Genomic DNA, 22,640 nt, shown 5'->3' on the forward strand with positions numbered 1-22,640 from the left:
AGTCGCCAGCGGTGCTCAGCCCGGACCCCACACAGCGGCATCCAGTGCTGCCGCCGGATCAGCCGCCGTCATCCGCACCCGGCCGTTCTCCACCACCACGCCCTCCGCGCGCAACCGCTGTGACTGCTCGCGCCAACCAGCCGAGCCTTCCTCCATGGCAATGCGCCCATCCGAGCGCAGCACGCGATGCCAGGGCAGGTCCGGGTCGTCGTTCTGGCCCAGGATGCGCGCGGTCAGGCGCGCACGCCCGGGCAGGCCCGCGCGCAGCGCCACCTGCCCATAGCCCATCACCTGCCCCGCCGGGATCGCGCGGATCACCGCCAGGATGCGCGCGCGCGCCTGCTCAGGCGTCAGCGCCGCAGGCGGGTTACCAGCAGAACGCCGATCAGCACCAGCACGGTGCCGGCGATCTGCGCCGGCCCCATCGGTTCGTCGAGCAGCCATAGGCTCATCACGATGGTGGAAACAGGGCCCAGCATACCGACCTGCGCGGCCAGCGACGAACCCACGCGCTGCACCGCCAGCATGATCGCCAGCACTGGCAGCACCGTGCACACGGTGGCATTGACCAGCGACAACCACTGCACCGCCGCAGGCGCCTGCCACAACAACGGCAGCGGATGGGTCACCGCGAAATGCAGCAGCACCAGCACGCTGGCCACGCAGCTGGCGTAAGCGGTCAGCCGCACCGCTCCGATACGCGCGACCACCTGCCCGCTGCCGAACAGGTACAGCGCATAGCTGAGCGCACTGCCCAGCACCAGCAGGCTGCCAACGATGATCTGCCCACCCTCTCGCTGCAGGTCATGGCCGAACGCCAGCAGCACGCCCAGATAACTCAGCGCCAGCGCGCCGATCTGCCATCGGCCCGGCCGCTGGCGCGCCAGCAGCACGTTGATCAGCAGCACCAGGGTCGGGTTCAAGTACAGGATCAGCCGTTCCAGCGTCACGCTGATGTACTGCAGGCCCTGGAAGTCGAGCAGGCTGGACAGGTAGTAGCCGGTGAAACCCAGCCACAGCACGCGGGCACGGTCGGCCCAGGACAGTGGTCCGGCCCGGCGCGCGGCCCACAGCGCCATCAGTACGAACAGCGGCAGCGCCATCAGCATGCGCAGGGCAAGCAGCGTGGTGGCATCCACGCCGTGACGCAGGCCGAGCTTGACAATGATCGCCTTGCCGGAAGCAGCGATGGCGCCGATCGCGGCCAGGCCGATACCCCCCAGCGCAATGCGTGGGGAGGCGGTGGCGATACGGGAAGCGGGATTGGACATCAGGACGACGGCGGGCCGCTCGGAGCGGCCCGGGAAAGCGTGGGGGCGCCCATTGTCGCACGGGGGCGTCCGGTGCCCGCCCTGTAGAGCCGAGCCAAGCTCGACTGTCTTTCCACCGCAGTCGAGCATGGCTCGACTCTACAAAGAGCGACGGCCGAGCATGGGCTCGGCTCTGCAGCAACCGCAGGTCAGCGCATCAACACCACCTCCTCGGCCGAGGTCGGGTGGATCGCCACGGTGTCATCGAACTGGGCCTTGGTCGCGCCCATCTTCACCGCCACCGCGAAACCCTGCAGGATCTCGTCGGCCGCTTCGCCCAGCAGGTGGATACCCACCACGCGTTCTTCCGGGCCGGCGCAGACCATCTTGAACAGGCTGCGCTGGGTACCGTTGGCCAGCGCCTGCAGCATCGGTCGGAAACGGCTGTGGTAAACGCTCACCTGGTCGAACCGCGCGCGCGCTTCTTCCTCGCTCATGCCCACCGCACCCAGCGGCGGGTGCGAGAACACCACGCTGGCCACGTTCTCGTAATCCATCTTCGACTGCGGGCGGCCACCGAACAGGCGATCCATCAGGCGCCGCGACGCCGCCACCGCCACCGGAGTCAGGCCGACTTTGCCGGCGATGTCACCCACCGCGTGCACGCTCGGCACGCTGGTGGTCTGCCATTCGTCCACCTGCACCTGCTGATGTTCGCCAATGCCGATGCCGAGCGCTTCCAGGCCCAGATCACGACTGTTGCCGCGGCGGCCGGTGGCGAAGAACACCGCGTCGAACACGCTGTCGAGCGGGCCGTCATGGCCGAACGCACGTACGCGTTTGCCATCGCGCTGCAGTTCGCGCAGGCGATAGCCGAAATGGATGCGCACGCCCTGCTGCTTCAGGTTCTCGGCCAGCTGATCAGTCAGCTCGTAATCGAAGCGATCCAGCAGCCGCTGGCCACGCACCAGCAGGCTCACCTTGCTGCCCAGTGCCTGCAGCAGGCCGGCCAGCTCCACCGCGATGTAACCGCCACCGATGATCGCCACCTCGGCCGGTGCCGCACGCAGATCGAAGAAATCATCGGAGACCAGGCCCAGTTCCGCGCCGGGGATATCTGGACGCAGCGGGTGCGCGCCGGTGGCGATCAGGATGTGCTCGGCGCTGTAACGCACGCCATCACTGCAGGCCACGGTATGCGCATCGAGCAGATGGCCGCGCGCCGGAATGCGCACCACGCCGGTCTCATCCAGGCGTTTGTGGTAGCTGGTGTGGATGTTGCTGATGTAGGCTTGGCGATGGATCACCAGTTCCTTCCACGACAGCGCCGGGCGCGCCTGAACATCGAAGCCCATCGCACTGGCCAGGCCGATGCGCTCGTGCAGGTCGGCCGCCAGCCACATCGCCTTCTTCGGCACGCAGCCGACATTGACGCAGGTCCCGCCCAGCTCACCGGGCTCCAGCATTGCCACGCGCTTGCCATGCTGCGCGGCACGGATCGCACCAGCCAGGCCGGCGGAGCCGCCGCCAAGGACGATCAGGTCGTAATCATAGGGTGCAGTGCTCATCGGAATCGCTCGGGTCGGTAAGGGGCAGGATCGATCGCTGGCGTGCGGCCGCAGACGAGATCGGCGATCAGCTGGCCGGTGCCGGCGCTCATGCTGATGCCGAGCATGCCATGCCCCGCTGCAAGCCAGACGTGAGGATGTGCGGGCGCGCGGCCGATCAATGGCACGTCGTCCACGCTCATGGGGCGCCACCCGCACCACTGCTCCTGCAGCTGCGCACCGCGTGGCGCACGCAGGTAGTGGTCGGCGGCCTGATGCAGGGCCTGCAGGCGGGCCGTGCGCAGCTGCGGGTCGGCACCGGCGAATTCCATGGTGCCGCCCAGTCGTAACGCCTCGCGCCAGGCAATCACGAACACGGAATGGTCCTTCAGCACCACCGGGCGCTGCGGCACCTGCACCGGTCGCGACCAGGTCACCGAATAGCCCTTGCCGGGCTGGATCGGCACGCGCAGATCCAGTTGCCGTGCCCAGCGCGGCGACCACGGTCCGGTGGCCAGCACCAGCTCGCGTGCGTGCAGCGTGCGTTCGCCGACGTGCACGCGCACACCCTGCGCGTCGGTGCTGAAATCCTGCATGTCCGCCTGCTCCTCGATCACCACGCCCTGTGCACGCAGCACGCGCGCCAGTTCGGCGGTGTAGCGGTCCGGACGCAGCTGCGCATCGCCGGGGAAGTGGATCGCGCCGGCAATGCGATCATGGAAAGCTGGATTGTCGCGCGCATAATCGGCGCCGTCGATGCGCGCCGTGGCGATGCCCTGCGCGTTCAGTGCCTCACACTCAGCGGCGTGGTGATCGAAATTGCGGGCATCGCCAAACACGTAGTCCAGACCGCGGGTATCGAATTCGCAGTCCAGCGCATGCACCTGCACCCACTGTGCCAGGCGCAGCCGGGAATCATTCAGCAGCGCAGCGCGGGCGCGCGTGGCCTGCAGCCAGTCGCGGGCATTGCAGCGTGCGCTGAACTGCAGCAGCCAGCGCCACAATGCAGGGTCCAGTCGCGTACGCACGTACAACGGCGCACGCGGATCGAGCATCCAGCGCAGCGCGCGCAACGGTACGCCAGGCGCAGGCAGCGGCGGCGCGTGGCTGGGGGTGATGGTGCCGCAGTTGCCATGCGAGGTCGCGCCGCCGACACGCCCACGGTCGATCACGCGTACCTGCCGGCCCTGTGCGCGCAGCGCGAGCGCGACGGCCAGTCCAATGGCACCGGCGCCGACCACGATCACATCCTCGCGCGCGCCCTGCATCGATCAGCCCTGCCCGGCCCCGCGCCGCATCGGCGGCCACTGCCGGTAGGTCATCGCACGCCACAGCCATTCCATCGGCCCGAAACGGAAGCGGCGCAACCACGCGTGCGAAATGCCCACCTGCACAGCGAACAGCAGTAGTGCGAACAGCAGCTGTACGCTGCGCGGCATCATCTCGAACCATCCCAGTCCGTAGTGATAGAAAAGCAGCGTGCAGACCAGCGACTGCGCCAGGTAATGGGTCAGCGCCATGCGCCCCACCGGCGCCAGCCAGGCCAGCCGCATGCGCCAGTGCACGATCCACGCCAGATAGCCCAGGCACATCGGTAGCGCGCCAACCGTTACCAGTGCCATCGCGGCGGTCACCGGCAGGTTGTACGCACCGGGTGCCAGGTAGGGTTTCCAGGCAACCCCCAGCAGCGTGACCAGCAGGCCCAGCGGCAGTGCGATCCAGCGCAGCGACGCGTACAGCCGCGGGAAGCGCTCCGGCGTCGCCAGCGCGCCACTGCCGGCGAACCAGCTGCCGATCAGGAACATGCCCAGCACTTCCGGACCGGTGATCAGCAGCGCCCCCATCGACGTACCGAACTCACTCAGGCGCTGCACATTGGCCTGCGCCCAGCTGCCCTGCCCGTACACCTGCCGCTGCAGCTCAATGCTCCGCTGCGCCTCAGCAAGCATGCCCTGCACATCTTCGGCCGAAGCCATCGACACCATCGCGCCGACCAGCAGCATCATCGCCACACCGCCGAGGTAGACCATCAGCCCCATCCACGGCAGCCAGCTGCGTGGCGCCTCGCGGCAGGCCAGCAGCGGCAACGAGATCAGTGCATACATCACCAGAATGTCGCCGGACCAGACCAGCAGTGCATGGCACAGACCGATCAGCAGCAAGCCAGCGCTGCGGCGCAGGTAGAACGGGGTGAAGTCGCGCCCGGCGGCCTCAGCGCGCTGCGCCATCACCGCGAAGCCGGCACCGAACAGCAACGAGAACAGGGTGAAGAACTTGCCCTGCACGAACACGTAGACAAAGGCATCGGCCCAGTAGTCGATGCCCTGCCAATGCACGTCGATGCCGGTGAACGCCAGGTCCAGCGGCCCGCTGAAGGCCTCGATGTTCATCAGCAGGATGCCCAGCAGCGCAGCACCGCGCAGCACGTCAAGCACGGCGATGCGTTCGCCGGAAGCCACCGGCTGCAGGGAAGGAGAAGCGGCGTTCACAGGGCGTCCGTCGGGCAGGTCCGCCATTATGCCGCCGGCCTGCGCGCCATGGATGGCCGCGCCGTGTTCCACAAACGCAACGGCCCGCCGAAGCGGGCCGTTGCTGCCATCACGATCGCGCTGCGATCAGTGCTGGTGACCGCCGTCGCCGTGGACGTGGCCGTGGTCGATTTCTTCCTTGCCGGCTTCGCGCACATCGACGATTTCCACGTCGAAGTGCAGGTCCTTGCCGGCCATCGGATGGTTCAGGTCGACGTCGACGACGCTCATGCCGACCTTCTGCACGGTCACCGCACGCGGGCCGAAGTTGGTCTGCAGCACGACCTGCTGGCCCGGAGCCAGCTTGGTGTTGCCGAAGTGCTTCTTCGGCACGCGCTGGGACAGGCCCTCACGACGCTCGCCGTAGGCATCGGCAGCGTTGACGTCGACGCTGAAGGTCGCGCCGGCTTCCTTGTCCATCATGGCGTTTTCCAGGCCCGGGATGATGTTGCCGTGGCCGATCAGGATCGCCAGCGGCTCGCCGCGGTCCTTGGACGATTCGATCGGCTCCTGGCCGACTTCGGAAACGGTGTAGTGGAAGCGGACAACGCGGTCTTTTTCGATCTTCATGCGCAACTCTGTCTGGATCTGCCGGAGGCAGGCGGGTTGGGGCGGGTTGTCGCCCGGCGGGGACGCCGCCATCATGACGGCCAATCCTAAGGTGGCGCATTATCCGGAGATCATGCACATCACGCCAGTTTCGTCCGGCCTGCGCCGGCTCCTCGCCCCGGCCCTGCTGCTGGCCCTGCCCGTGCTGATGACCGCCTGCGGCGGCGGCAAGGCCACCCGACCCGACCCGCCCCCGCCGACCGCGAACTGGCCGAAGACCGTGCCGGACAATCCCGAGGCGGCCAACTCGGTGCTGATGCGAGCCATCAGCCTGGTCGGCACCCCCTATCGCTATGGCGGCAATACCCCCGACTCCGGCTTCGACTGCAGCGGCCTGGTGGCCTACGTCTACCGCGAGATGCTGGACCTGAAACTGCCGCGCACCTCGCGCGACCTGGCGGCGGTACAGGGCCCGAAGATCGACCCGCAGCGCCTGGCCACCGGCGACCTGGTGTTCTTCGGCAGCCGCGGCAGCGTCACCCATGTCGGCATTTATGTGGGTGAAGGGCGCTTCGTGCACGCGCCGAGCACCGGTGGCACGGTCCGGCTGGACTCGCTCAGCGGTCCGTACTGGAAGGACCACTACACCGGGGCGAAACGCGTCCTTCGCTAAGATGAACAGGCGATATGTTCAAAATTGTGACGCACATCACCGTGCAGCTAACGATTTACTAACGGAATTTTTAACTTATTGCCGCTTTTACAGGGCATGATGCCCCATCGTTTTTTTCCTGTGACCGACGCGTGACGACTGACGACCTGAAAAGCGAAGGCCAGACTTCCGTATCTTCACGTAGTGCCCGCCCGCTGTTGCTTGGCTTGGCACTGTGTCTGACCAGCCTTCCGGCCTGGTCGCAGACTGCTCCGAACCGTTCCGATGTGACCCCGGCCCCGGTGGCCGAGAGCACCGCCCGACCGGCCGCCAAGGCCGAGGCTGCCGCTCCGCAGCGCAGCCGCGTCGATGCCGCCGCCAGCGCCACGCTGGCCGCCCTGCTGCCGCACCTGGCCGCCAATGACACCATTCCGCTGATGGACCGCTCGGCCGTGGTAGCCGGTGATCTCAGCCGCCTGCTCGCCAACTACGACACCAGCAGCGCCGCCAATGGCAGCGTTGTCGGCACCGCCGCCGACAACGGCAAGGTGCAATCGCTGCTGCGCCGCGCGATGACCCTGCTGGGCACCCCGTACCGTTGGGGTGGCAGCAACCCGGACAGCGGTTTCGACTGCAGCGGCCTGGTCGGTTACGTGTTCCGCTCGGCCCTGGGCATCGAGCTGCCGCGCGTGTCGCGCGAGATGGCACACGACGACAACGCCGAACTGATCAATGATCGCACCGCACTGGCTGCCGGTGACCTGGTGTTCTTCGGCCGCAAGGGCCGCGTCGACCACGTCGGCATCTATGTTGGCGATGGCCGCTTCCTGCATGCACCGAGCTCCGGCAAGGACGTCCGCGTGGACACCCTGCTCAGCGGCTACTGGGGCAACAAGTTCATGCAGGCCCGCCGGGTCGATCTCTGATCTGACCGGTTGGCGCTACCGCGCCGCCTGACACGAGAAAGCCGCTGCCCTGCAGCGGCTTTTTTGTTGGGCCCGTAATGGTGGGTAGCTGCCGACCTTGGTCGGTACCGCCTTCATCCACGCATGGCGTGGACCTACTGACCTCTGGTGGGTGCCGACCGTTGGTCGGCACTGCGGCCATCCACGCATGGCGTGGATCTACCAGGGACCTACCCTGATCGGCACCGCGTCAGTCAGCTCCAAAACAAAAAGCCCGCCGGTCAGGGCGGGCCTTTCATCTCCACGCAACCTCAGGCGCGTGGCGGTGTCGGGTCCGGATCGTCCACGCCGACATTGCTGGACGGGTTGTCATACACCGCCTGGTCGAGCAGCCCGGTTTCCTTGGCCACGATCACCGGCACCAGCATCTGGCCCGTCACATTCGTCATCGTGCGCATCATGTCCAGGATGCGGTCGATGGCATACAGGTAGCCGATGGTCTCCAGCGGCAGGTTGGCTGCGCTCAGCACCACCGTGGCCATGATCACCGCGGTACCCGGCACGCCGGCGGTACCGAAGCTGCCCAGCACCGAGGCGATCAGCACCACCACGTACTGCTCCGGGGTCAGCGGCACACCGCTGTACTGCGCGATGAACACCGCGCACAGCGCCGGGTAGATCGCGCCGCAGCCATCCATCTTGATGCTGGCGCCCAGCGGCACCGCGAACGAACCGTAGTCCTTGTTCACGCCCAGGTTGTGGGTGATCGAGCGCAACGCCACCGGCATCGCGGCGAAGCTGGACGAGCTGACGAAGGCGACCTGCATGCCCGGCGCCGCGCCACGGAAGAACTTCAACGGGTTCAGGCCGTGCGCCAGCAGCAGTGCGCTGTAGACCACCACGATGTGCAGTGCGCAGGCCACGTACAGCGCCAGCACGAAGTGGCCCAGCGGCAGCAGCTTCTCGAAGCCGTAGCTGCCGACCAGGCCGGCGATCAGGCCGAAGGTGCCGATCGGGGTGACTTCCAGCACGAAGCGGGTCACCTGGATCATGATGTCGCTCATCTGCCCGACCAGCTTGCGCGCCTCGGTCACCTTCTCGCCCAGCTTGACGATCGCAAAGCCCACCAGGCCGGCGAAGAAGATCACTGGCAGGATCGAGCCGCGACCGGCAGCCAGCACGGTTTCACCGGCCGCATTGACCTTGGTGCCGATGCCGGACAGCGCGTAGAAGACATTGGCCGGCACCACGTCCAGCAGCACCTGCACCACACTGGGCACTTCGCGCGGCACGTAGTTGCTGGCCATCGACAGCTGCAGGCCACCGGCGCCGGGCTGCAGCACGGTACCCACGCCCAGGCCGACGCACACCGCCAACGCGGCGGTGATCACGAACCACAGGAAGGTGCGGCCACTGAGCGCGGCGACCGACTTCTGGCCGTGCAGCGACGAGATTGCGTTGATGACCGCGAAGAACACCAGCGGCACGGCGATCATCTTGATCAGGGTGACGTACAGCTCGCCGAGCGGGCCGAACCACGTTTCCGCGGCCGGGCCGAGCGCCCAGCCGGCCAGCGCGCCGAGCACGAAGCCACCGACCACGCGCTGCCAGAATGGAATCCGCAGCCAGGCAGAGACCAGCTTCATAGGCAATCCAGAGGGGAAGGAAGGGATGCTGGCACGATAGCCCAAGGCGGCCCGCGGAACGACCGCCCGGCCGGCAAATCAGTGTGTCATCGGCGTGCCTTGCGAGGGCGGGCATAATGAACGTCCCGTTACAGTTTGTGAGATCCCAGCGTCCATGCGCCGTTCCGTCTCCCTGTTGGCCGCCTGCGCCACCACCCTGCTGCTGGGCGCCTGCGCCAGCACCACCCCCGCGTCCGCCCCGGCCGGCCTGAAGGTCGCCGTCGATCCCGTTGCCCACCCGGCCGGCGAGACCCCGCAGTGGTGGTACCGCAGCGGCGCCGCCCAGGCCGCCGCCAACGGTGCGATGTCCGGTAAGGCCAAGAACGTCATTCTGTTCCTCGGCGACGGCATGAGCCTGACCACCGTGGCCGCCTCGCGCATCTACGAAGGCCAGCAGAAGGGCGGCTCGGGTGAAGAGAACCTGCTGTCCTGGGAGCGCTTCCCGGCCACGGCGTTCAGCAAGACCTACAACACCGATTCGCAGACCCCGGATTCGGCCGGCACCATGACCGCCATCACCACCGGCGTGAAGACCCACATGGGCGCAATCGGCGTCAGCGCCGGCAGCCGCACCGACTGCGCCGACAGCCTGTCCAAGGGCCTGCTGACCTGGCTGCAGCTGGCCGACAGCGCCGGCCTGGCCACCGGCGTGGTCTCCACCGCGCGCCTGACCCATGCCACCCCGGCCGCCACCTATGCGCACTCGCCCGAGCGCAACTGGGAAAACGATACCGACCTGACTGAAGCCGCCAAGGCTGCCGGCTGCAAGGACATCGCCCAGCAGCTGCTGTCGACCTCGCGCTATGGGCGCGGCCCGCTGGTCGCCCTCGGCGGCGGTCGCGGTGAATTCACCACTGTGGAAGAGCGCGATCCGGAATACGACGACAAGGTCGGCCAGCGCCTGGACGGCCGTAGCCTGGTGCAGGAATGGCAGCAGGCGCATCCGCAGGGTGCCTACGTGTGGAACAGCAAGCAGCTGGCCGCCGCCGCGAATGCGCCGGCTATCCTTGGCCTGTTCGAGCCGGACCACATGCGCTACGAGTACGAGCGCCCGCAGGATCCGGGCGGTGAGCCGAGCCTGGCCGAACTGACTGCCGCCGCGATCAAGAATCTGGCCAAGCACCAGGAAGGCTACGTGCTGATGATCGAAGGCGCGCGCATCGACCACGCCAACCACAGCGGCAACGCCTACCGTGCGCTGACCGAGACCGTGGCCCTGTCCGACGCGGTGCGCGTGGCCAACGAACTGACCTCGGCCGACGATACCCTGATCATCGTCACCGCCGACCACTCGCACACCCTGAACTTCGTCGGCTACCCGGCGCGCGGCAACCCGATCCTGGGCAAGGTGAAGGACAAGGGCGGCGAAGACGGCGCCGGCAAGCTGGACTACGCGCTGGACGGCACCGGCCAGCCGTACACCACCCTGAGCTACGCCAATGGCCCGGGCCATACCGGCAGCAGCAACCAGCAGCCGGCCGGTCCGAAGCGTTACCCGCACAACCCGAGCAGCTTCGAACCGGCCAACGGCCGCCCGAACCTGCGCGAGGTCGACACCGAGCATCCGGACTACATGCAGGAAGCACTGGTGCCGATGAAGTCCGAGTCGCACGGCGGCGAAGACGTCGGTATCTGGGCACGCGGCCCGGGCAGCAAGGCGATCCGCGGCACGCTGGAACAGAACGCGATCTACCACATGATCGTGCAGGCCACCCCGGCCCTGCGCGAGCGCCTGTGCCAGGCCGGCACCTGCGACGACAAGGGCGTGCCGGTACAGCTGCCGGCACCGACGGCCTTCGAACGCAAGGCCGAGGCCAAGTGATCGTGCGGCAGGCCCGCCCTGCCCCCGCCCGCGGCCGTTTCGCACGGTCGCTGGCCTTGTTCGGTGTGCTGGCCAGTTCCAGCGCGCTGGCGCAGGCACCGGCCTGCAAGCTGCTGACCGACGAACACGGGTTGTGGCCGCTGCCCAACTGCGAGGTGGTCGATCACCGGCCGAAGATCAGCGCCGACACGCTGAAGGACCTGAACTACGACGACCACGGCCTGGCCGTGGTGTACGCCGACCAGGGCTTCCACTACGTCAACCGCAAGGGCCGCAGCCTGCCGGTACTGACCTGGGACAACGGTCCGGAAACACCACAGGAAGGCCTGCTGCGCGCCCGCGTCGGCAACCGCGTGGCCTACTTCGATCTGAAGTTCCGCCAGGTGGTGCCCGGCACGTTCGATTTCGGGTGGCCGTTCCAGGATGGCGTGGCCGAGGTCTGCAATGGTTGCCGTCGTGGTACGCCGGATGCCGATGGCCACACGCCGATGGAAGGCGGAGAGCGGTTCCGGATCGACCGCTCGGGCCGTCGGATAAAGTAGGTTTTTCGGCAGGGCTGCGCCCTGCACCTGCAGACGCAACGGCAACGGCCGAAGCAACAGCGTGCATTCCGTGGGATGGCGGGGCACTGTGGGTTTGCGGGGACGGCGCAAGTACGTCCATGTAGCCTTGATCGCCGCATCCATGCGGCTCACACCCCGCAAACCCACAGTGCCCCGCCTCTGACAGATCTCCGCGGCTGTTGGTAGGTGTCGACCTTGGTCGACACATCTGTCAGATATCGAATGAGTCATCGACGCATGGCGTGGATCTACTGTGTCGACCAAGGTCGACACCTACCAAAGCGGTGCACGACGCCGTTCTGGCAGATCGCGGCATTCTGTCGAAGGCGGGGTGGGTCCGGTTGCGGGGGCGTGAGCCGCATGGGCCCGAGGCATGCCTCGGGCGGGTTGGGCAGGATGCCCAACCCCGGTCTTGCCGTGTGCGCAGGACTGCGCACACGAGCAAGCGGCGACCGAGCTTACATGGGTGAGGGCGCTTTGCTTGCGAAGCACGGCTTCGCAAGCGCCCGAACGCACAGCCGCCAGCGGCTGGGCCGGGCCCCGGAGGGGGACTTGCAGCGGCCCCCGCAACCGGCCCCACCCCGCCAACCCTCAGGAAACCCGCTTCTGCTGTTGCTTCGGCCGTTGCCGTTGCTTGCGCGTCTGCGGGTGCAGGGCGCAGCCCTGCCGACCAACCCTATACTTGCCGCCGTGACTGAATTCCCTGCCCTCGTTCCGCTGGATGCGCCGCTGCTGGTGGGCTACAGCGGTGGTGTCGACTCCACCGTGCTGCTGCATTGGCTGTGGTGCTGCGCGCAAGCTTCCGGCACGGCGCTGCGCGCGGTGCACGTGCACCACGGGCTGCAGCCCGATGCAGATGACTGGGTGCGGCACTGCCAGCAGCAATGCGACGCCTGGGGCATCCAACTGGCCGTGCACCGCGTGCAGGTCGAGAACGGCACAGGCCTGGGCACCGAGGGTGCCGCGCGACTGGCACGACGCGCCGCGTTCGCGGCCGAACTGCGCGACGGCGAAACCCTGGCGCTGGCACAGCACCAGGACGACCAGGCCGAGACCTTCCTGTTGCGCGCCCTGCGCGCTTCCGGCGTCGATGGCCTGGCAGCGATGTCCACGCACAGCCGCCTTGGCGAAAAGCCTCTATGGCGACCGCTGCTGGCAGTGCCACGCAGTGCACTCCTCGACTACGCCCGCCAGCATGCACTGCACTGGATCGAAGACCCCAGCAACGCCGACGACCACGCCGATCGCAACTTCCTGCGCCTGCAGGTACTGCCACTGTTGCGCCAGCGCTGGCCGCATGCCGCTGCGGCGATGGCGGGCAGCGCAACGCACTGCGGGCAGACCCGCGAACTGCTTGACGAGGAAGACGCCGAGCTGATCGCACACCTGGAAGTCGCTCCACGCGTGCTGTCGCTGCAGCTGCTTCGCCAGGTCTCAACGGGCCGTGCCGCACGCGTGCTGCGTGCCTGGGTGGCCGGCCACGACGCGGCACCGCTGCCGGCCACCGTGCTGCAGCAGGCGCTGGACGAGCTGCTGCCGGCCGACAACGATCGCCAGGCGCGGGTGCGCTGGCACGATCACGCGATCCAACAGTGGCGCGACCACGCCTACCTGCTGCCGGCCCGGCTGCCTGCGCTTCCCCACGAGTGGCAGGCCGAATGGGATGGACGCGCACCGCTGGCACTGCCCGATGGCGGACAGCTGCGCCTGCAGGGCACCCCGGCCTTCGAACGCCCGCTGCAGGTCCGTGCACGCGTGGGCGGTGAGCGCATTCTGCTGCCGGGTCGCCAGCATTCGCACGCGTTGAAGGACTGCCTGCAACGCGAACACCTCGCCCCCTGGCGACGCGCGCAGCTGCCGCTGATCTTTGATGGCCCGCAGTTGCTGGCCGCCGCCGATGTGCTCGTCGCCGCACCGCTGCAGGCCTGGCTGCAGGCGCATGGCGCACAGTTGCAGTGGCGCCCGGGCGGCTGGTGAATTGACCCCCGCGCGCGGCCCGTCCACACTTGCCGCATGGCCAAGAAGTCCCCCGAAAACGCCTCCCCGGTCGCCCAGTTCGAGCAGTCGCTCGAATCGCTGGAGCAGCTGGTGGAGCAGATGGAAACCGGCGAGCTGAGCCTGGAAGCTTCGCTCAGTGCTTACGAACGTGGCGTCGGTCTGTATCGCCAGTGCCAGCAGGCGCTGGAGCAGGCCGAGCTGCGCGTGCGCCTGCTCAGCGATCCGGCGCAGCCGGAAGCATCCGAGCCTTTCGATCCGCCCAGCCATGACGGCTGAGGTTCTGTTCGCGCGCTGGCGCGACCGTATCGAAAGCCAGCTCGACGCCGCGCTGCCCTCGCCTGCCGAAGCGCCGCAGCGCCTGCACCAGGCCATGCGCTATTCGGTGCTGGGCGGTGGCAAACGCATGCGCCCGCTGCTGGTCTACGCTAGTGGCCACCTGTTCGGTGCGCAGCCGGAAAGCCTGGATGCGGCCGCCATGTCCGTCGAACTCATCCACGCCTACTCGTTGGTGCATGACGACCTGCCGGCGATGGATGACGACGCGCTGCGTCGCGGCAAGCCGACCACCCACATCGCCTTCGATGAAGCCACCGCGATTCTGGCAGGCGACGCGCTGCAGACCCGTGCCTTCGGCCTGCTGGCCGATGCACCGCTGCCGGCCACGCTACGCGTGGCCTGCCTGCAGACCCTGGCCCACGCGTCCGGCGCCGCTGGCATGTGCGGCGGCCAGGCGCTGGATATCGATGCCACCGGCCAGCAGCAGACGCTGGCGGCATTGACCCGCATGCATGCCCTGAAGACCGGCGCGCTGATCCGTGCGGCGGTGCGCATGGGCGCGCTGTGCGGCCAGGCCCACGAACCTCAGCTGGCCCAGCTGGACAGCTTCGCCGACGCACTCGGCCTGGCCTTCCAGGTTCGCGATGACATCCTCGATGTCGAGGCCAGTTCCGAGCAGCTGGGCAAGACCGCCGGCAAGGACCAGGCGCAGGACAAGAGCACCTTCCCCGCCCTGCTCGGCCTGGACGGGGCGAAGGCCCAGCTGCACGAACTCGCGGCACGCATGCAGGCGATCCTGGCCGGGTACGGCGAAGAGGCCGATGCACTGCGTGCGCTGGCGACGCTGGCGGTCGAACGCGATCATTGATCGCTCGCCGGGCACCGCCCGTCGCTCCCCGCACATGAAAACGCCCGGCAATGCCGGGCGTTTTCAATTCCGCATGCCGCCGGTGTTACTTGATCAGGCGCAGTGCGAACGGGTAGCGGTAGGCTTCGCCATTGTTGGCCTTGACCGCTGCGATGATGCTGAACACCAGGCTGATGATGCCCACGATCGGGGCCAGGAACACGCCGATGATCACGATGGTCAGGATCATGCTGATGACCATGGCGATGGTCACGGTGATCTGGAAGTTCAGGGCTTCCTTGGCCTGGTCGGTCACGAAGGCCTTGCCCGCGTCATCCTTGTTGATCAGCCAGATGATCAGCGCGCCGATGAAGCCGGTGAAGATGCCCAGCAGGTGCGCGGCCAGGGCCATGGTGCGCTGGTCGGCCGGCACGTCGGTGGTGGCCGGCGGCGGCGGGACGTTATCGAATTCGCTCACGACAAAACTCCTTTTCATTGGGTGGTCTTGACCCACCAGCACCAAGCTGGTTGCGTCAGGCGGGCATAGCTTACGCCATCGACGCCATCAATCATTACCGGCGATGGTCATCCGCCCCAGCAGGATCGAACCGGTCCGGATGTGCGAGCGCGGGTCGACGTCACTGCCGACCGCTTCGATGCTGCTGAACATCTCGCGCAGGTTGCCGGCGATGGTGACGCCATCCACCGGGTACTGGATCTCACCATTCTCGACGCGGAAGCCGCCGGCACCGCGCGAGTAGTCGCCGGTCACCCCGTTCACGCCCTGCCCCATCAATTCGGTCACCAGCAGGCCATCGCCCATCTGCCGGGCGATGTCCTGCAGGGAGCCCGCGTTGGCGGCCAGCTGCAGGTTGTGCACGCCACCGGCATTGGCGGTGGTCTGCAGCCCCAGCTTGCGTGCCGAGTAGCTGCCCAGCACATAGCGCTGCAGCACGCCGTCACGGACCAGGGCCGAAGCACGCGTGGCCACCCCGTCACCGTCGAAGGCGGCCGAGCGCAGGCCACGGCGCAGGTGGGGCAGTTCCTCGATCTGCATCCAGTCCGGGAACAGCTGCTGGCCAACGCTGTCCAGCAGGAAGCTGGCCTGGCGGTACAGGGCACCGCCCGATACCGCCGACAGCAGGTGGCCAACCAGGCTGCGCGCTACTTCCGGGGCGAACAGCACCGGCATGCTGCCGGTGGCCATCGAACGAGGCTGCAGGCGGGCGACGGTGCGCTCGGCAGCACGACGACCGACCAGGCCCACCTCTTCCAGATCCTCGCGGGCCAGCGCGCTGGTGTACCAGCCATCGCGCTGCATGCCATCGCCCTGGCCGGCGATCAGCGCACAGCCCACCGAATGATGGGTGCCACGCTCACGGCCGAAAAAGCCATGCGAATTGGCGTACACCGACAGGCTCTGCATGCTCGACACCGAGGCGCCGTCGGAATTGCGGATCTGCGCATCGGCCTCACGGCCTGCGTTCTCGCAGGCCAGGGCCAGGTCCACCGCCTCGTCGGCCTGCAGCGCCCAGGGGTGCCAGGCATCCAGATCCGGGAAATCGGTGGCCATCAGTGCGGCATCGGCCAGGCCGGCAGCCGGGTCATCTTCGGTGTGCCGGGCGATCGCACAGGCCTGCTCGACCGTGGCGGCAAGGCTGGCCTCGTTCAGGTCGCCGGTGCTGGCGCTGCCCTTGCGTTGGCCGAAATAGACGGTGACGGCGATACCGCGGTCACGGGTGGACTGCACGGTCTCCACCTCGCCAAGGCGGACATTGACCTCCAGGCCACGATCCTCGCTGCAGCTGACCTCGGCCTGGCTGGCGCCCAGCGCACGGGCGCGGTCGAGCAGCTGCTGGGAGAGGTCGGCCAGCCGTTCCAGCCGGGCCAGGCTGTCGTCGCCGACAGCGACTTCAGGGGCGATCACGTTCAATGCTTTATCCTGTACGGGTTGGGCCCGGCATCACGCCGGGCGACTTTTTTTGAGATCAGGTAGGAACGATGCGCGGACGCGACGAAGAAACCGGTGAATTCCACGACAAGAGCCGCAGCCAGAACCGGCGCGACGCGCTCGACGTCCTGGCCCTGGGCGAGAAGCTGGTGTCGTTGACCCCGGCCCAGCTGGCACGCCTGCCGATCCCGGAAGACCTGCTGCCGCATATCGCCGAGTGCAAGCGCATCACCGCCCACATCGCCCACAAGCGCCAGCTGGCGTTCCTGGCCAAGCACATGCGCCGCGAAGAAGACGCCACGCTGGATGCGATCCGCGATGCGCTGGACGCCAACAGCGAAACCGGTCGCCGTGAAGTGGCGATGATGCACCGCGCGGAAGACTGGCGCGAGCGCCTGCTGGCCGAGGGTGACAAGGCGCTGGCTGCACTGCTGGACGACTACCCGCAGGCCGACCGCCAGCAGCTGCGCACGCTGGTGCGCAATGCGCAGGCCGAGAAGGCCAGGAACAAGCCGCCGCGCGCCTACCGCGAAATCTTCCAGGTGCTGCGCGCCCTGATGCTGCCGGCCGCGCTGGGCCTGAAGGCCAGCGCCGAAGACGCCGCCCCCGTCGACAGCGACGAAGCCGACGAGGACTGAGTCCGCGCCGGCCTGGGCGGTGGCGCTGGCCATCGCCCGGCTCAGGCCTGGGTACCGCCGACCGTGATGCCCTCGATCAGCAGCGAGGGCTGGCCGACACCCACGGGCACGCTCTGCCCGTCCTTGCCACAGATGCCCACGCCCTCGTCCAGGGCCAGATCGTTGCCGACCATGCGCACCTTCTGCATGGTTTCCGGACCGTTGCCGATCAGCGTCGCACCCTTCACCGGCGCGGTGATGCGGCCATCCTCGATCAGGTAGGCCTCGGTGGCCGAGAACACGTACTTGCCGCTGGTGATGTCGACCTGGCCGCCACCGAAGTTGACTGCGTACAGGCCCTTCTTCACCGAACGGATCATTTCCTGTGGGTCGTGCTGGCCGGCGCGCATGTAGGTGTTGGTCATGCGCGGCATGGTCAGGTGCGCGAACGATTCGCGGCGGCCGTTGCCGGTCGGCGCCATGCCCATCAGCCGTGCGTTGAGGCTGTCCTGCATGTAGCCGACCAGGATGCCGTCCTCGATCAGGGTGGTGCACTGGCTCGGGTGGCCCTCATCGTCGATGTTCAACGAACCACGGCGTCCGTCCAGCGTGCCGTCATCGACGATGGTCACGCCCGGGGCGGCAACGCGCTCGCCGATGCGGCCCGCGTAGACGCTGGTGCCCTTGCGGTTGAAGTCGCCTTCCAGGCCGTGGCCGACCGCTTCATGCAGCAGCACGCCGGGCCAGCCCGGGCCCAGTACCACCGCCATCACGCCGGCCGGTGCCGGAACGGCGTCCAGGTTCACCAGCGCCTGGCGCAGCGCCTCGCGGGCAAAGGCCTCGGGGCGACCGTCCGCGAACAGCTCCTCATACCCGTAGCGGCCACCACCGCCGGCATAGCCGGACTCGCGGCGACCGTTGTGCTCCACGATCACCTGCACGTTCAGGCGCACCAACGGGCGCACGTCAGCGCCCAGCACACCGTCGCTGCGGGCGATCAGTACCGTATCGACGCCGCCGGACAGGCTCACCATCACCTGCTTCACGCGCGGGTCGGCGGCGCGCAGGTAGCCATCCAGGCGCTTGAGCACCTCGACCTTGGCCTCGTTGCCGATGCCATCGATCGGGTCCAGCGCCGGGTACAGCGCGCGCGCGTTGCCGCGCAGCAGCGACCGCCCGGACTGGGCGCCACCTTCACGCGAGATCGCACGCGCCGACTGCGCCGCCGTCAGCAGCGCATCGGCATGGATGTCGTCGGAGTAGGCGAAGCCGGTCTTCTCGCCGGAAATCGCCCGCACGCCCACGCCCTGCTCGATGGAATGGGCGCCGTCCTTGACGATGCCGTCTTCCACGCTCCAGCTCTCGCGGCGGGCATGCTGGAAATAAAGGTCGCCGAAGTCCACACCGGGGCCGAGCAGCTGGCCGAAGGTGCGCTCCAGGCCAGCGGTATCCAGGCCGCCGGGGCGCAGCAGGCGGTCTTGGGCAAGCGTCAGGGCGATATCAGTCATGGTTCTCGATCTGGGGATGCGGGGGCGCTCAGGCAAGCCCCGTGAACAGGAAAGCCGCGCTCAACGCGAGCGCGGCAGGCCGGTGACGGTCGGCGGAATGGCCGGCGCCGGTGCCGGTACGGGTGGCGGAGCCTTGTCGCGGCTGCGCTCGATCACTTCCACCTTCGGTTCCTTCCATGGACCGGTCACCTTGTAGGTGCGGGCGCCAATCTCGCCCAATGGCTTTGACAATACCGCATTGGTGGCCGCGCCCAGCGCCGCCCCCACCGGGCCACCGGCGACCGCACCCACCACGGTCAGCAGATTGCCTGCACGCGGGTTGACGTCGATGGTCTGGTCAAACTGCTGGTTGCGCAGGTCGGCCTGGCCGCGGATGGTGATGTTGGCTGCCGGGCCTTCGATCAGCACTTTGTCGGTGCGTGCCATGCCCTGGCCGAACTGCATGCTGCCGTCGATCTGGTTGAACGCGAAGCCCTTGGAGAAGAAGTCGCGGAAGTCGAACATCAGGCGCCGCGGCAGCTGGGTGACACTGAGCAGGCCCAGCACCCGGCCGGCGCCCGGTTCCAGCTCCAGCAGCTGGCCGTTGCGCGCGTGCAGGTCCAGGCGGCCCTGCAGGTTGCCCAGCTGGAAGTCCGACGGCCCCCCACTCCACGTGGCCTGCAGCTGCGCCTGGCCGGAACCGCCACGCAGCTGGCCGCCGTAGTCGAGGTTCTGCATCAATCCGCCCAGGTCCTCGCTGCGCACCTGTGCGGTCAGCTCGGTGCGGCCACCACCGGTGCGGCCCAGCCAGCGACCGCTGATGTCGATCTCCTGGTCGGGCGCACGGAAGCGCAGCTCGTCCACGTTCAGGCCATTGGCCAGCGGCCGCGTACGCAGTACCGCCTGGCCCAGCATCACCTTGCCGAACTTCAGGTCGGCGATGTCCAGCGCGAACGGCGGCAGCTTGGCCGGGTCCATGTCGTTGGCGCCGGCCTGTACCCGTGCCGGTGCGGCCGATGCACCCGGAGCCGCCGGCAGGGATTGCCAGTGCACGCGGTCGAGCTGGCCACTGATGGTGCCGCCATCTGCATTGGGGACGGTCAGGCGCCCGGCCAGCGACGGGCCGTCCAGGCGCACATCCAGTGCCTGCGCGCCCGGGCGCAGCTGCAACCGGGTCTGCTCGAACACGCCACCGATCAGCTTCAACTGGCCGACCTGCACGTCCACCGCACGCAGCGGCATGGCGTCGTCATCACTGCCACCCCGCGCCAGGCTGATCCATTCCAGGGCGTCCAGGGTCGGGCTGCGGCCATTGACGGTCAATCCGCTCGGCGGCGGCTCGCGGTCGACATGGTCGCTGCCCAGCGTCACCTGCACACCCGTCTGGTTGTTGTGGCTGCGTGCGGCCAGCGCCAGGCGCTGGCCGAACGCCACGTCGATGCGGCCGGCCCCCATCGGCAGCTGTGCAGCCACGGTGGTCGCCAGCGGCTCGGCAGCCGGTTTGTCCAGCGGCGCCGGCAGGTCCAGCCGGGTCCCGACCAGATCGGAGCTCAACCGCAGCTCGCTGGGCGGCGCAGGCGCCCCTGGAGCGACCTTGGGCAGGCTGACCGCGATGGTCCACGGCGAGGTTCCGGTGATGTAGGGCTTGAGCCAGGCCATCTCCGGCGCGCGGTCGATCAGCACGCCAGCATCCAGCGTGGCCGACAGCTGCGATTCGAAGGCCAGTCTGCTGTCGTGCACGTAGCCACCGGCACGCAGGCTCAGGCGACCGTCCTGGCCGAGGTGGCGCACCGACAGTGTCTCGGCATCGAAACCGCCATTGCTGTAGCGCGCCTGCCCCTGCATGTTGTCGAAGGCGAGCTGGAAGCGCTTGTCGACCAGCTTCACGCCGGCCAGATCGACCGTCCCCTGCAGGTGGCCGCCACCATCATCGTGGTGCAGTGGCTGCAGCAGATCGAAGGTCACATGCGCCGGGCCGGCAGCGGTGAGGTTGTCCAGGGTGTCGCCATAATCCTTGTGCAGCGGGCTCTGCCGCAGCATCGCCAGCAGCTTGCCCGCCTCGCTCTGCGCATCGGCGCGCACATACAGCGGCTGCTGCCCGAAATCCGGAATGCCCGCCTCGAACTTCTGCACCGCCACACCGGCCAGATCGCCGCGCCCATGCATGTCGAAGCCGGGGCCGATGAAGGCGATATCGGCGTCGACCTGGCTCATCAACGGCCAATCGTGCTGGAAACGGATGTCACCGTTGGTGATATGGCCGGTGGCCTCGAAGCGGCCATCGTTGTTGTCGAACGGCCAGTCGTCCAGGTCGCCACTGACCAGGCCGATGCCATTGCGCACCTGGCCGCCGGCCAGCGCCATGTCCAGCCAGTCGGTGGCGCCCTTGCTCATCTTGGAGTGGATCCAGAAGCGCTTGGCCGCGGTCATCGGCACGTCGTCCAGCTTGGCCGCCAGCTGCAGCCACGGCCGCGTACCGTCCCCCTGGAACCAGACCCCGCCGCGCACGTCGGCCGCATAGTCGGTGCCTTCCACGCGCATCGCCGCAGTACCGATACGCCAACCACCGCCCTCGTCGCGCCAGCCCACCACCTGTCCCGCCAGATGCAGGTCATGACGCACACCAAAGCCGGTCGGCCAATCGAACTGCAGCTGCCGTTGCGGCTGCAACTGCAGGCTGAAGCCATCCGCGTCGCCTTCGAAGCGCCCGCCCAGGCCGCGCAGGCCGGGCGAATTGCCCACGCTGGCGAAGCCCAGCGACTGCAGTTCGCCCTGCGCCCACAGTGGGCCATCGCGATCGCCCGCCAACTGCAACTCGCGCACATCCAGCTGCGGCCTGGACAGGAACAGCCAGCGACGCAGGCCCGGTTCGAGACGATCGCTCAGGGCCAGCGCACGCAGCGCGGTGCCGGCCTGCACTTCGCCAGAACGGACCCGCAGCTGCTTGCCAAGCTGCAGCTGCAGGCCATCGAGCTGCTGCTCGCCCTCTTCGGTTTTCAGGCGCAGGCGCGGCACCTGCAACGCCCAGCCATCAGCCTGGCGCTGCCAGCGCAGGCGTGCCTGCAACCGCTGCAGCTGCAGCTGCGGAGCCGCCATCGAGGGCATCGGTGCGCCATCGATGCGGACATCACGCAGGTCCGAATCGGTGGTCACCGCCACCGGTGCGAAATCGCGCAGGGTCAGCCACAGGTTGAGTTCGCCCTTGCCTTCGCGCAGGCGCACACCGCCGGCCGCCAGCAGCGGCGACCAGGCATGGAAATCGACCGGATCGGCGCCCAGCCAGGCCTGGCCATTGCCGCGCACGCGGTCCACGTCCAGCACCGCCGTCAACGGCAGCGCTTCGGTCTGGGCCCAGGCACGCACGCCTACACGCAGGCGGTCGCCATTGACCCGCAGGCGCACGTCGATGCGTGGCAGCGTGGTGTCGATTCCCAGCCCCGGCGCATGCACGCCCAGGCGGCCTCCGATCACCTGCAGTTCGCCCAGCCGGCGCAGCGCATCCAGCGGGTCCCCGCCATTGGCGGCCTGCGGCAGGCCGCGTACCGACCAGCGACCGTCCTCGCCCTGCTGCAGGTCGAGCGCCAGGCCACGCAGGCGCAGCTCGGTCAGCGACCGGCCAGGCAACAGGCCGCTGTACATCGATACCAGCACTTCGGCCTCGCCGATCGCCAGGCCCTGGCCGGCGCCGATGCGCAGGCCCTTGAGCTGCAGCAGCGGGCCGCGCCGGGTCCAGGCGGTCTGCAGCTGGTCGAAACGCACCGGCTGGCCAGCGCGTTCACTCAGCCAGGCGGCAATCCTGTCGGGATGGCGCTCGGCCAGCGGCAGCAGCTGGCTGAAGGTGCCCACCAGCAGTGCAAGCCCGACCAGGCCCACCGCGCAGGCGGCAATGAAATGACGGCGGATCCTTCGCAGTCGCAGGCGCGGCGGCGCGCTCATCGGCCACCGCCGGCCTGCGGCCGGCGA

The 22,640-nt window shown here is 68.2% G+C and carries 19 protein-coding genes; 8 read left to right on the top strand and 11 right to left on the bottom strand.

The features are described from left to right. Positions 1 to 15: 15 nt before the first annotated feature. The 6 genes from ACSYAO_RS15790 to ACSYAO_RS15815 all read right to left on the bottom strand — a co-directional run bounded on the left by ACSYAO_RS15790 (position 16) and on the right by ACSYAO_RS15815 (position 5,895). On the bottom strand, positions 16 to 444 hold the full coding sequence (locus tag ACSYAO_RS15790; protein ID WP_414574461.1) for an MGMT family protein: 429 nt from the start codon (positions 442 to 444) through the stop codon (positions 16 to 18). Further along, positions 351 to 1,271, bottom strand: a complete 921-nt coding sequence (locus tag ACSYAO_RS15795; RefSeq protein ID WP_049460728.1) for a DMT family transporter — start codon at positions 1,269 to 1,271, stop codon at positions 351 to 353. The genes ACSYAO_RS15790 and ACSYAO_RS15795 overlap by 94 nt, the downstream gene beginning before the upstream one ends. Before the next feature lie 188 nt (positions 1,272 to 1,459). Continuing rightward, positions 1,460 to 2,818, bottom strand: a complete 1,359-nt coding sequence (gene gorA / locus ACSYAO_RS15800) for a glutathione-disulfide reductase (protein WP_049460720.1) — start codon at positions 2,816 to 2,818, stop codon at positions 1,460 to 1,462. Beyond that, positions 2,815 to 4,065, bottom strand: coding sequence for an NAD(P)/FAD-dependent oxidoreductase (locus ACSYAO_RS15805; protein WP_049460722.1), 1,251 nt, complete (start codon positions 4,063 to 4,065; stop codon positions 2,815 to 2,817). Before ACSYAO_RS15805 ends, gorA begins: the two co-directional genes overlap by 4 nt. A gap of 3 nt (positions 4,066 to 4,068) precedes the next feature. Continuing rightward, positions 4,069 to 5,313 (bottom strand): DUF418 domain-containing protein, encoded by a 1,245-nt coding sequence (locus ACSYAO_RS15810; RefSeq protein WP_049460730.1) that lies wholly within the window; start codon positions 5,311 to 5,313, stop codon positions 4,069 to 4,071. 99 nt (positions 5,314 to 5,412) lie between these two features. Next, complete coding sequence (locus tag ACSYAO_RS15815; RefSeq protein WP_049398704.1) at positions 5,413 to 5,895, bottom strand: FKBP-type peptidyl-prolyl cis-trans isomerase; 483 nt, start codon at positions 5,893 to 5,895, stop codon at positions 5,413 to 5,415. 73 nt (positions 5,896 to 5,968) lie between these two features. Between ACSYAO_RS15815 and ACSYAO_RS15820 the strand changes: the two genes are divergently transcribed. Both ACSYAO_RS15820 and ACSYAO_RS15825 read left to right on the top strand, forming a co-directional pair. Next, positions 5,969 to 6,547 (top strand): C40 family peptidase, encoded by a 579-nt coding sequence (locus tag ACSYAO_RS15820; RefSeq protein ID WP_180862759.1) that lies wholly within the window; start codon positions 5,969 to 5,971, stop codon positions 6,545 to 6,547. A 131-nt stretch (positions 6,548 to 6,678) separates the two neighbouring features. Continuing rightward, the gene (locus tag ACSYAO_RS15825; RefSeq protein WP_005414115.1) at positions 6,679 to 7,452 is read left to right on the top strand and encodes a C40 family peptidase; all 774 of its coding nucleotides are present in this window, start codon (positions 6,679 to 6,681) and stop codon (positions 7,450 to 7,452) included. Between the two features lie 290 nt (positions 7,453 to 7,742). Here the strand turns inward: ACSYAO_RS15825 and ACSYAO_RS15830 are convergent, their stop codons facing one another. Beyond that, positions 7,743 to 9,077, bottom strand: coding sequence for a dicarboxylate/amino acid:cation symporter (locus tag ACSYAO_RS15830; RefSeq protein ID WP_006381938.1), 1,335 nt, complete (start codon positions 9,075 to 9,077; stop codon positions 7,743 to 7,745). Positions 9,078 to 9,231: 154 nt separating this feature from the next. On the opposite strand from ACSYAO_RS15830, the gene ACSYAO_RS15835 reads away from it, so the two are divergent. The 5 genes from ACSYAO_RS15835 (at position 9,232) to ACSYAO_RS15855 (ending at position 14,643) form a co-directional block, all read left to right on the top strand. Further along, on the top strand, positions 9,232 to 10,938 hold the full coding sequence (locus tag ACSYAO_RS15835) for an alkaline phosphatase (RefSeq protein WP_032128997.1): 1,707 nt from the start codon (positions 9,232 to 9,234) through the stop codon (positions 10,936 to 10,938). Beyond that, a complete protein-coding gene (locus ACSYAO_RS15840; protein ID WP_049460724.1) occupies positions 10,935 to 11,480 on the top strand; it encodes a WG repeat-containing protein in 546 nt (181 codons plus the stop codon). The genes ACSYAO_RS15835 and ACSYAO_RS15840 overlap by 4 nt, the downstream gene beginning before the upstream one ends. A gap of 711 nt (positions 11,481 to 12,191) precedes the next feature. Beyond that, positions 12,192 to 13,478, top strand: coding sequence for a tRNA lysidine(34) synthetase TilS (tilS, locus tag ACSYAO_RS15845; protein WP_180862758.1), 1,287 nt, complete (start codon positions 12,192 to 12,194; stop codon positions 13,476 to 13,478). A 36-nt stretch (positions 13,479 to 13,514) separates the two neighbouring features. Continuing rightward, positions 13,515 to 13,775: an exodeoxyribonuclease VII small subunit gene (locus tag ACSYAO_RS15850; protein WP_005410522.1), complete on the top strand. Its 261-nt coding sequence runs from the start codon at positions 13,515 to 13,517 to the stop codon at positions 13,773 to 13,775. Next, positions 13,765 to 14,643: a polyprenyl synthetase family protein gene (locus tag ACSYAO_RS15855; protein WP_049462723.1), complete on the top strand. Its 879-nt coding sequence runs from the start codon at positions 13,765 to 13,767 to the stop codon at positions 14,641 to 14,643. The genes ACSYAO_RS15850 and ACSYAO_RS15855 overlap by 11 nt, the downstream gene beginning before the upstream one ends. Before the next feature lie 85 nt (positions 14,644 to 14,728). Here the strand turns inward: ACSYAO_RS15855 and ACSYAO_RS15860 are convergent, their stop codons facing one another. Together ACSYAO_RS15860 and pmbA are read right to left on the bottom strand one after the other, a co-directional pair. Further along, positions 14,729 to 15,100, bottom strand: a complete 372-nt coding sequence (locus tag ACSYAO_RS15860; protein ID WP_010482972.1) for a DUF4870 domain-containing protein — start codon at positions 15,098 to 15,100, stop codon at positions 14,729 to 14,731. Positions 15,101 to 15,187: 87 nt separating this feature from the next. Next, the gene (gene pmbA / locus ACSYAO_RS15865; RefSeq protein ID WP_100437646.1) at positions 15,188 to 16,555 is read right to left on the bottom strand and encodes a metalloprotease PmbA; all 1,368 of its coding nucleotides are present in this window, start codon (positions 16,553 to 16,555) and stop codon (positions 15,188 to 15,190) included. A 68-nt stretch (positions 16,556 to 16,623) separates the two neighbouring features. On the opposite strand from pmbA, the gene yjgA reads away from it, so the two are divergent. Beyond that, the gene (gene yjgA / locus ACSYAO_RS15870) at positions 16,624 to 17,211 is read left to right on the top strand and encodes a ribosome biogenesis factor YjgA (protein WP_049462721.1); all 588 of its coding nucleotides are present in this window, start codon (positions 16,624 to 16,626) and stop codon (positions 17,209 to 17,211) included. A 41-nt stretch (positions 17,212 to 17,252) separates the two neighbouring features. On the opposite strand, the gene tldD is transcribed toward yjgA, so the two are convergent. Both tldD and ACSYAO_RS15880 read right to left on the bottom strand, forming a co-directional pair. Beyond that, the gene (gene tldD / locus ACSYAO_RS15875; RefSeq protein ID WP_049462720.1) at positions 17,253 to 18,698 is read right to left on the bottom strand and encodes a metalloprotease TldD; all 1,446 of its coding nucleotides are present in this window, start codon (positions 18,696 to 18,698) and stop codon (positions 17,253 to 17,255) included. A gap of 60 nt (positions 18,699 to 18,758) precedes the next feature. Further along, entirely contained in the window at positions 18,759 to 22,613 is a 3,855-nt protein-coding gene (locus ACSYAO_RS15880) for a YhdP family protein (RefSeq protein WP_049462719.1), read from the bottom strand. Positions 22,614 to 22,640: the final 27 nt, after the last annotated feature.

Origin of the sequence: Stenotrophomonas sp. STK16_22, assembly GCF_051984505.1 — a bacterium.
Taxonomy (GTDB): Bacteria; Pseudomonadota; Gammaproteobacteria; order Xanthomonadales; family Xanthomonadaceae; genus Stenotrophomonas; species Stenotrophomonas maltophilia_A.

Coding starts and splice junctions, on each gene's coding strand:
- ACSYAO_RS15790 (WP_414574461.1), bottom strand. CDS start 444: ATGGCTGCTCGACGAACCGATGGGGCCGGCGCAGATCGCCGGCACCGT.
- ACSYAO_RS15795 (WP_049460728.1), bottom strand. CDS start 1,271: ATGTCCAATCCCGCTTCCCGTATCGCCACCGCCTCCCCACGCATTGCG.
- gorA (WP_049460720.1), bottom strand. CDS start 2,818: ATGAGCACTGCACCCTATGATTACGACCTGATCGTCCTTGGCGGCGGC.
- ACSYAO_RS15805 (WP_049460722.1), bottom strand. CDS start 4,065: ATGCAGGGCGCGCGCGAGGATGTGATCGTGGTCGGCGCCGGTGCCATT.
- ACSYAO_RS15810 (WP_049460730.1), bottom strand. CDS start 5,313: ATGGCGGACCTGCCCGACGGACGCCCTGTGAACGCCGCTTCTCCTTCC.
- ACSYAO_RS15815 (WP_049398704.1), bottom strand. CDS start 5,895: ATGAAGATCGAAAAAGACCGCGTTGTCCGCTTCCACTACACCGTTTCC.
- ACSYAO_RS15820 (WP_180862759.1), top strand. CDS start 5,969: ATGACGGCCAATCCTAAGGTGGCGCATTATCCGGAGATCATGCACATC.
- ACSYAO_RS15830 (WP_006381938.1), bottom strand. CDS start 9,077: ATGAAGCTGGTCTCTGCCTGGCTGCGGATTCCATTCTGGCAGCGCGTG.
- ACSYAO_RS15835 (WP_032128997.1), top strand. CDS start 9,232: ATGCGCCGTTCCGTCTCCCTGTTGGCCGCCTGCGCCACCACCCTGCTG.
- ACSYAO_RS15850 (WP_005410522.1), top strand. CDS start 13,515: ATGGCCAAGAAGTCCCCCGAAAACGCCTCCCCGGTCGCCCAGTTCGAG.
- ACSYAO_RS15855 (WP_049462723.1), top strand. CDS start 13,765: ATGACGGCTGAGGTTCTGTTCGCGCGCTGGCGCGACCGTATCGAAAGC.
- yjgA (WP_049462721.1), top strand. CDS start 16,624: ATGCGCGGACGCGACGAAGAAACCGGTGAATTCCACGACAAGAGCCGC.
- tldD (WP_049462720.1), bottom strand. CDS start 18,698: ATGACTGATATCGCCCTGACGCTTGCCCAAGACCGCCTGCTGCGCCCC.
- ACSYAO_RS15880 (WP_049462719.1), bottom strand. CDS start 22,613: ATGAGCGCGCCGCCGCGCCTGCGACTGCGAAGGATCCGCCGTCATTTC.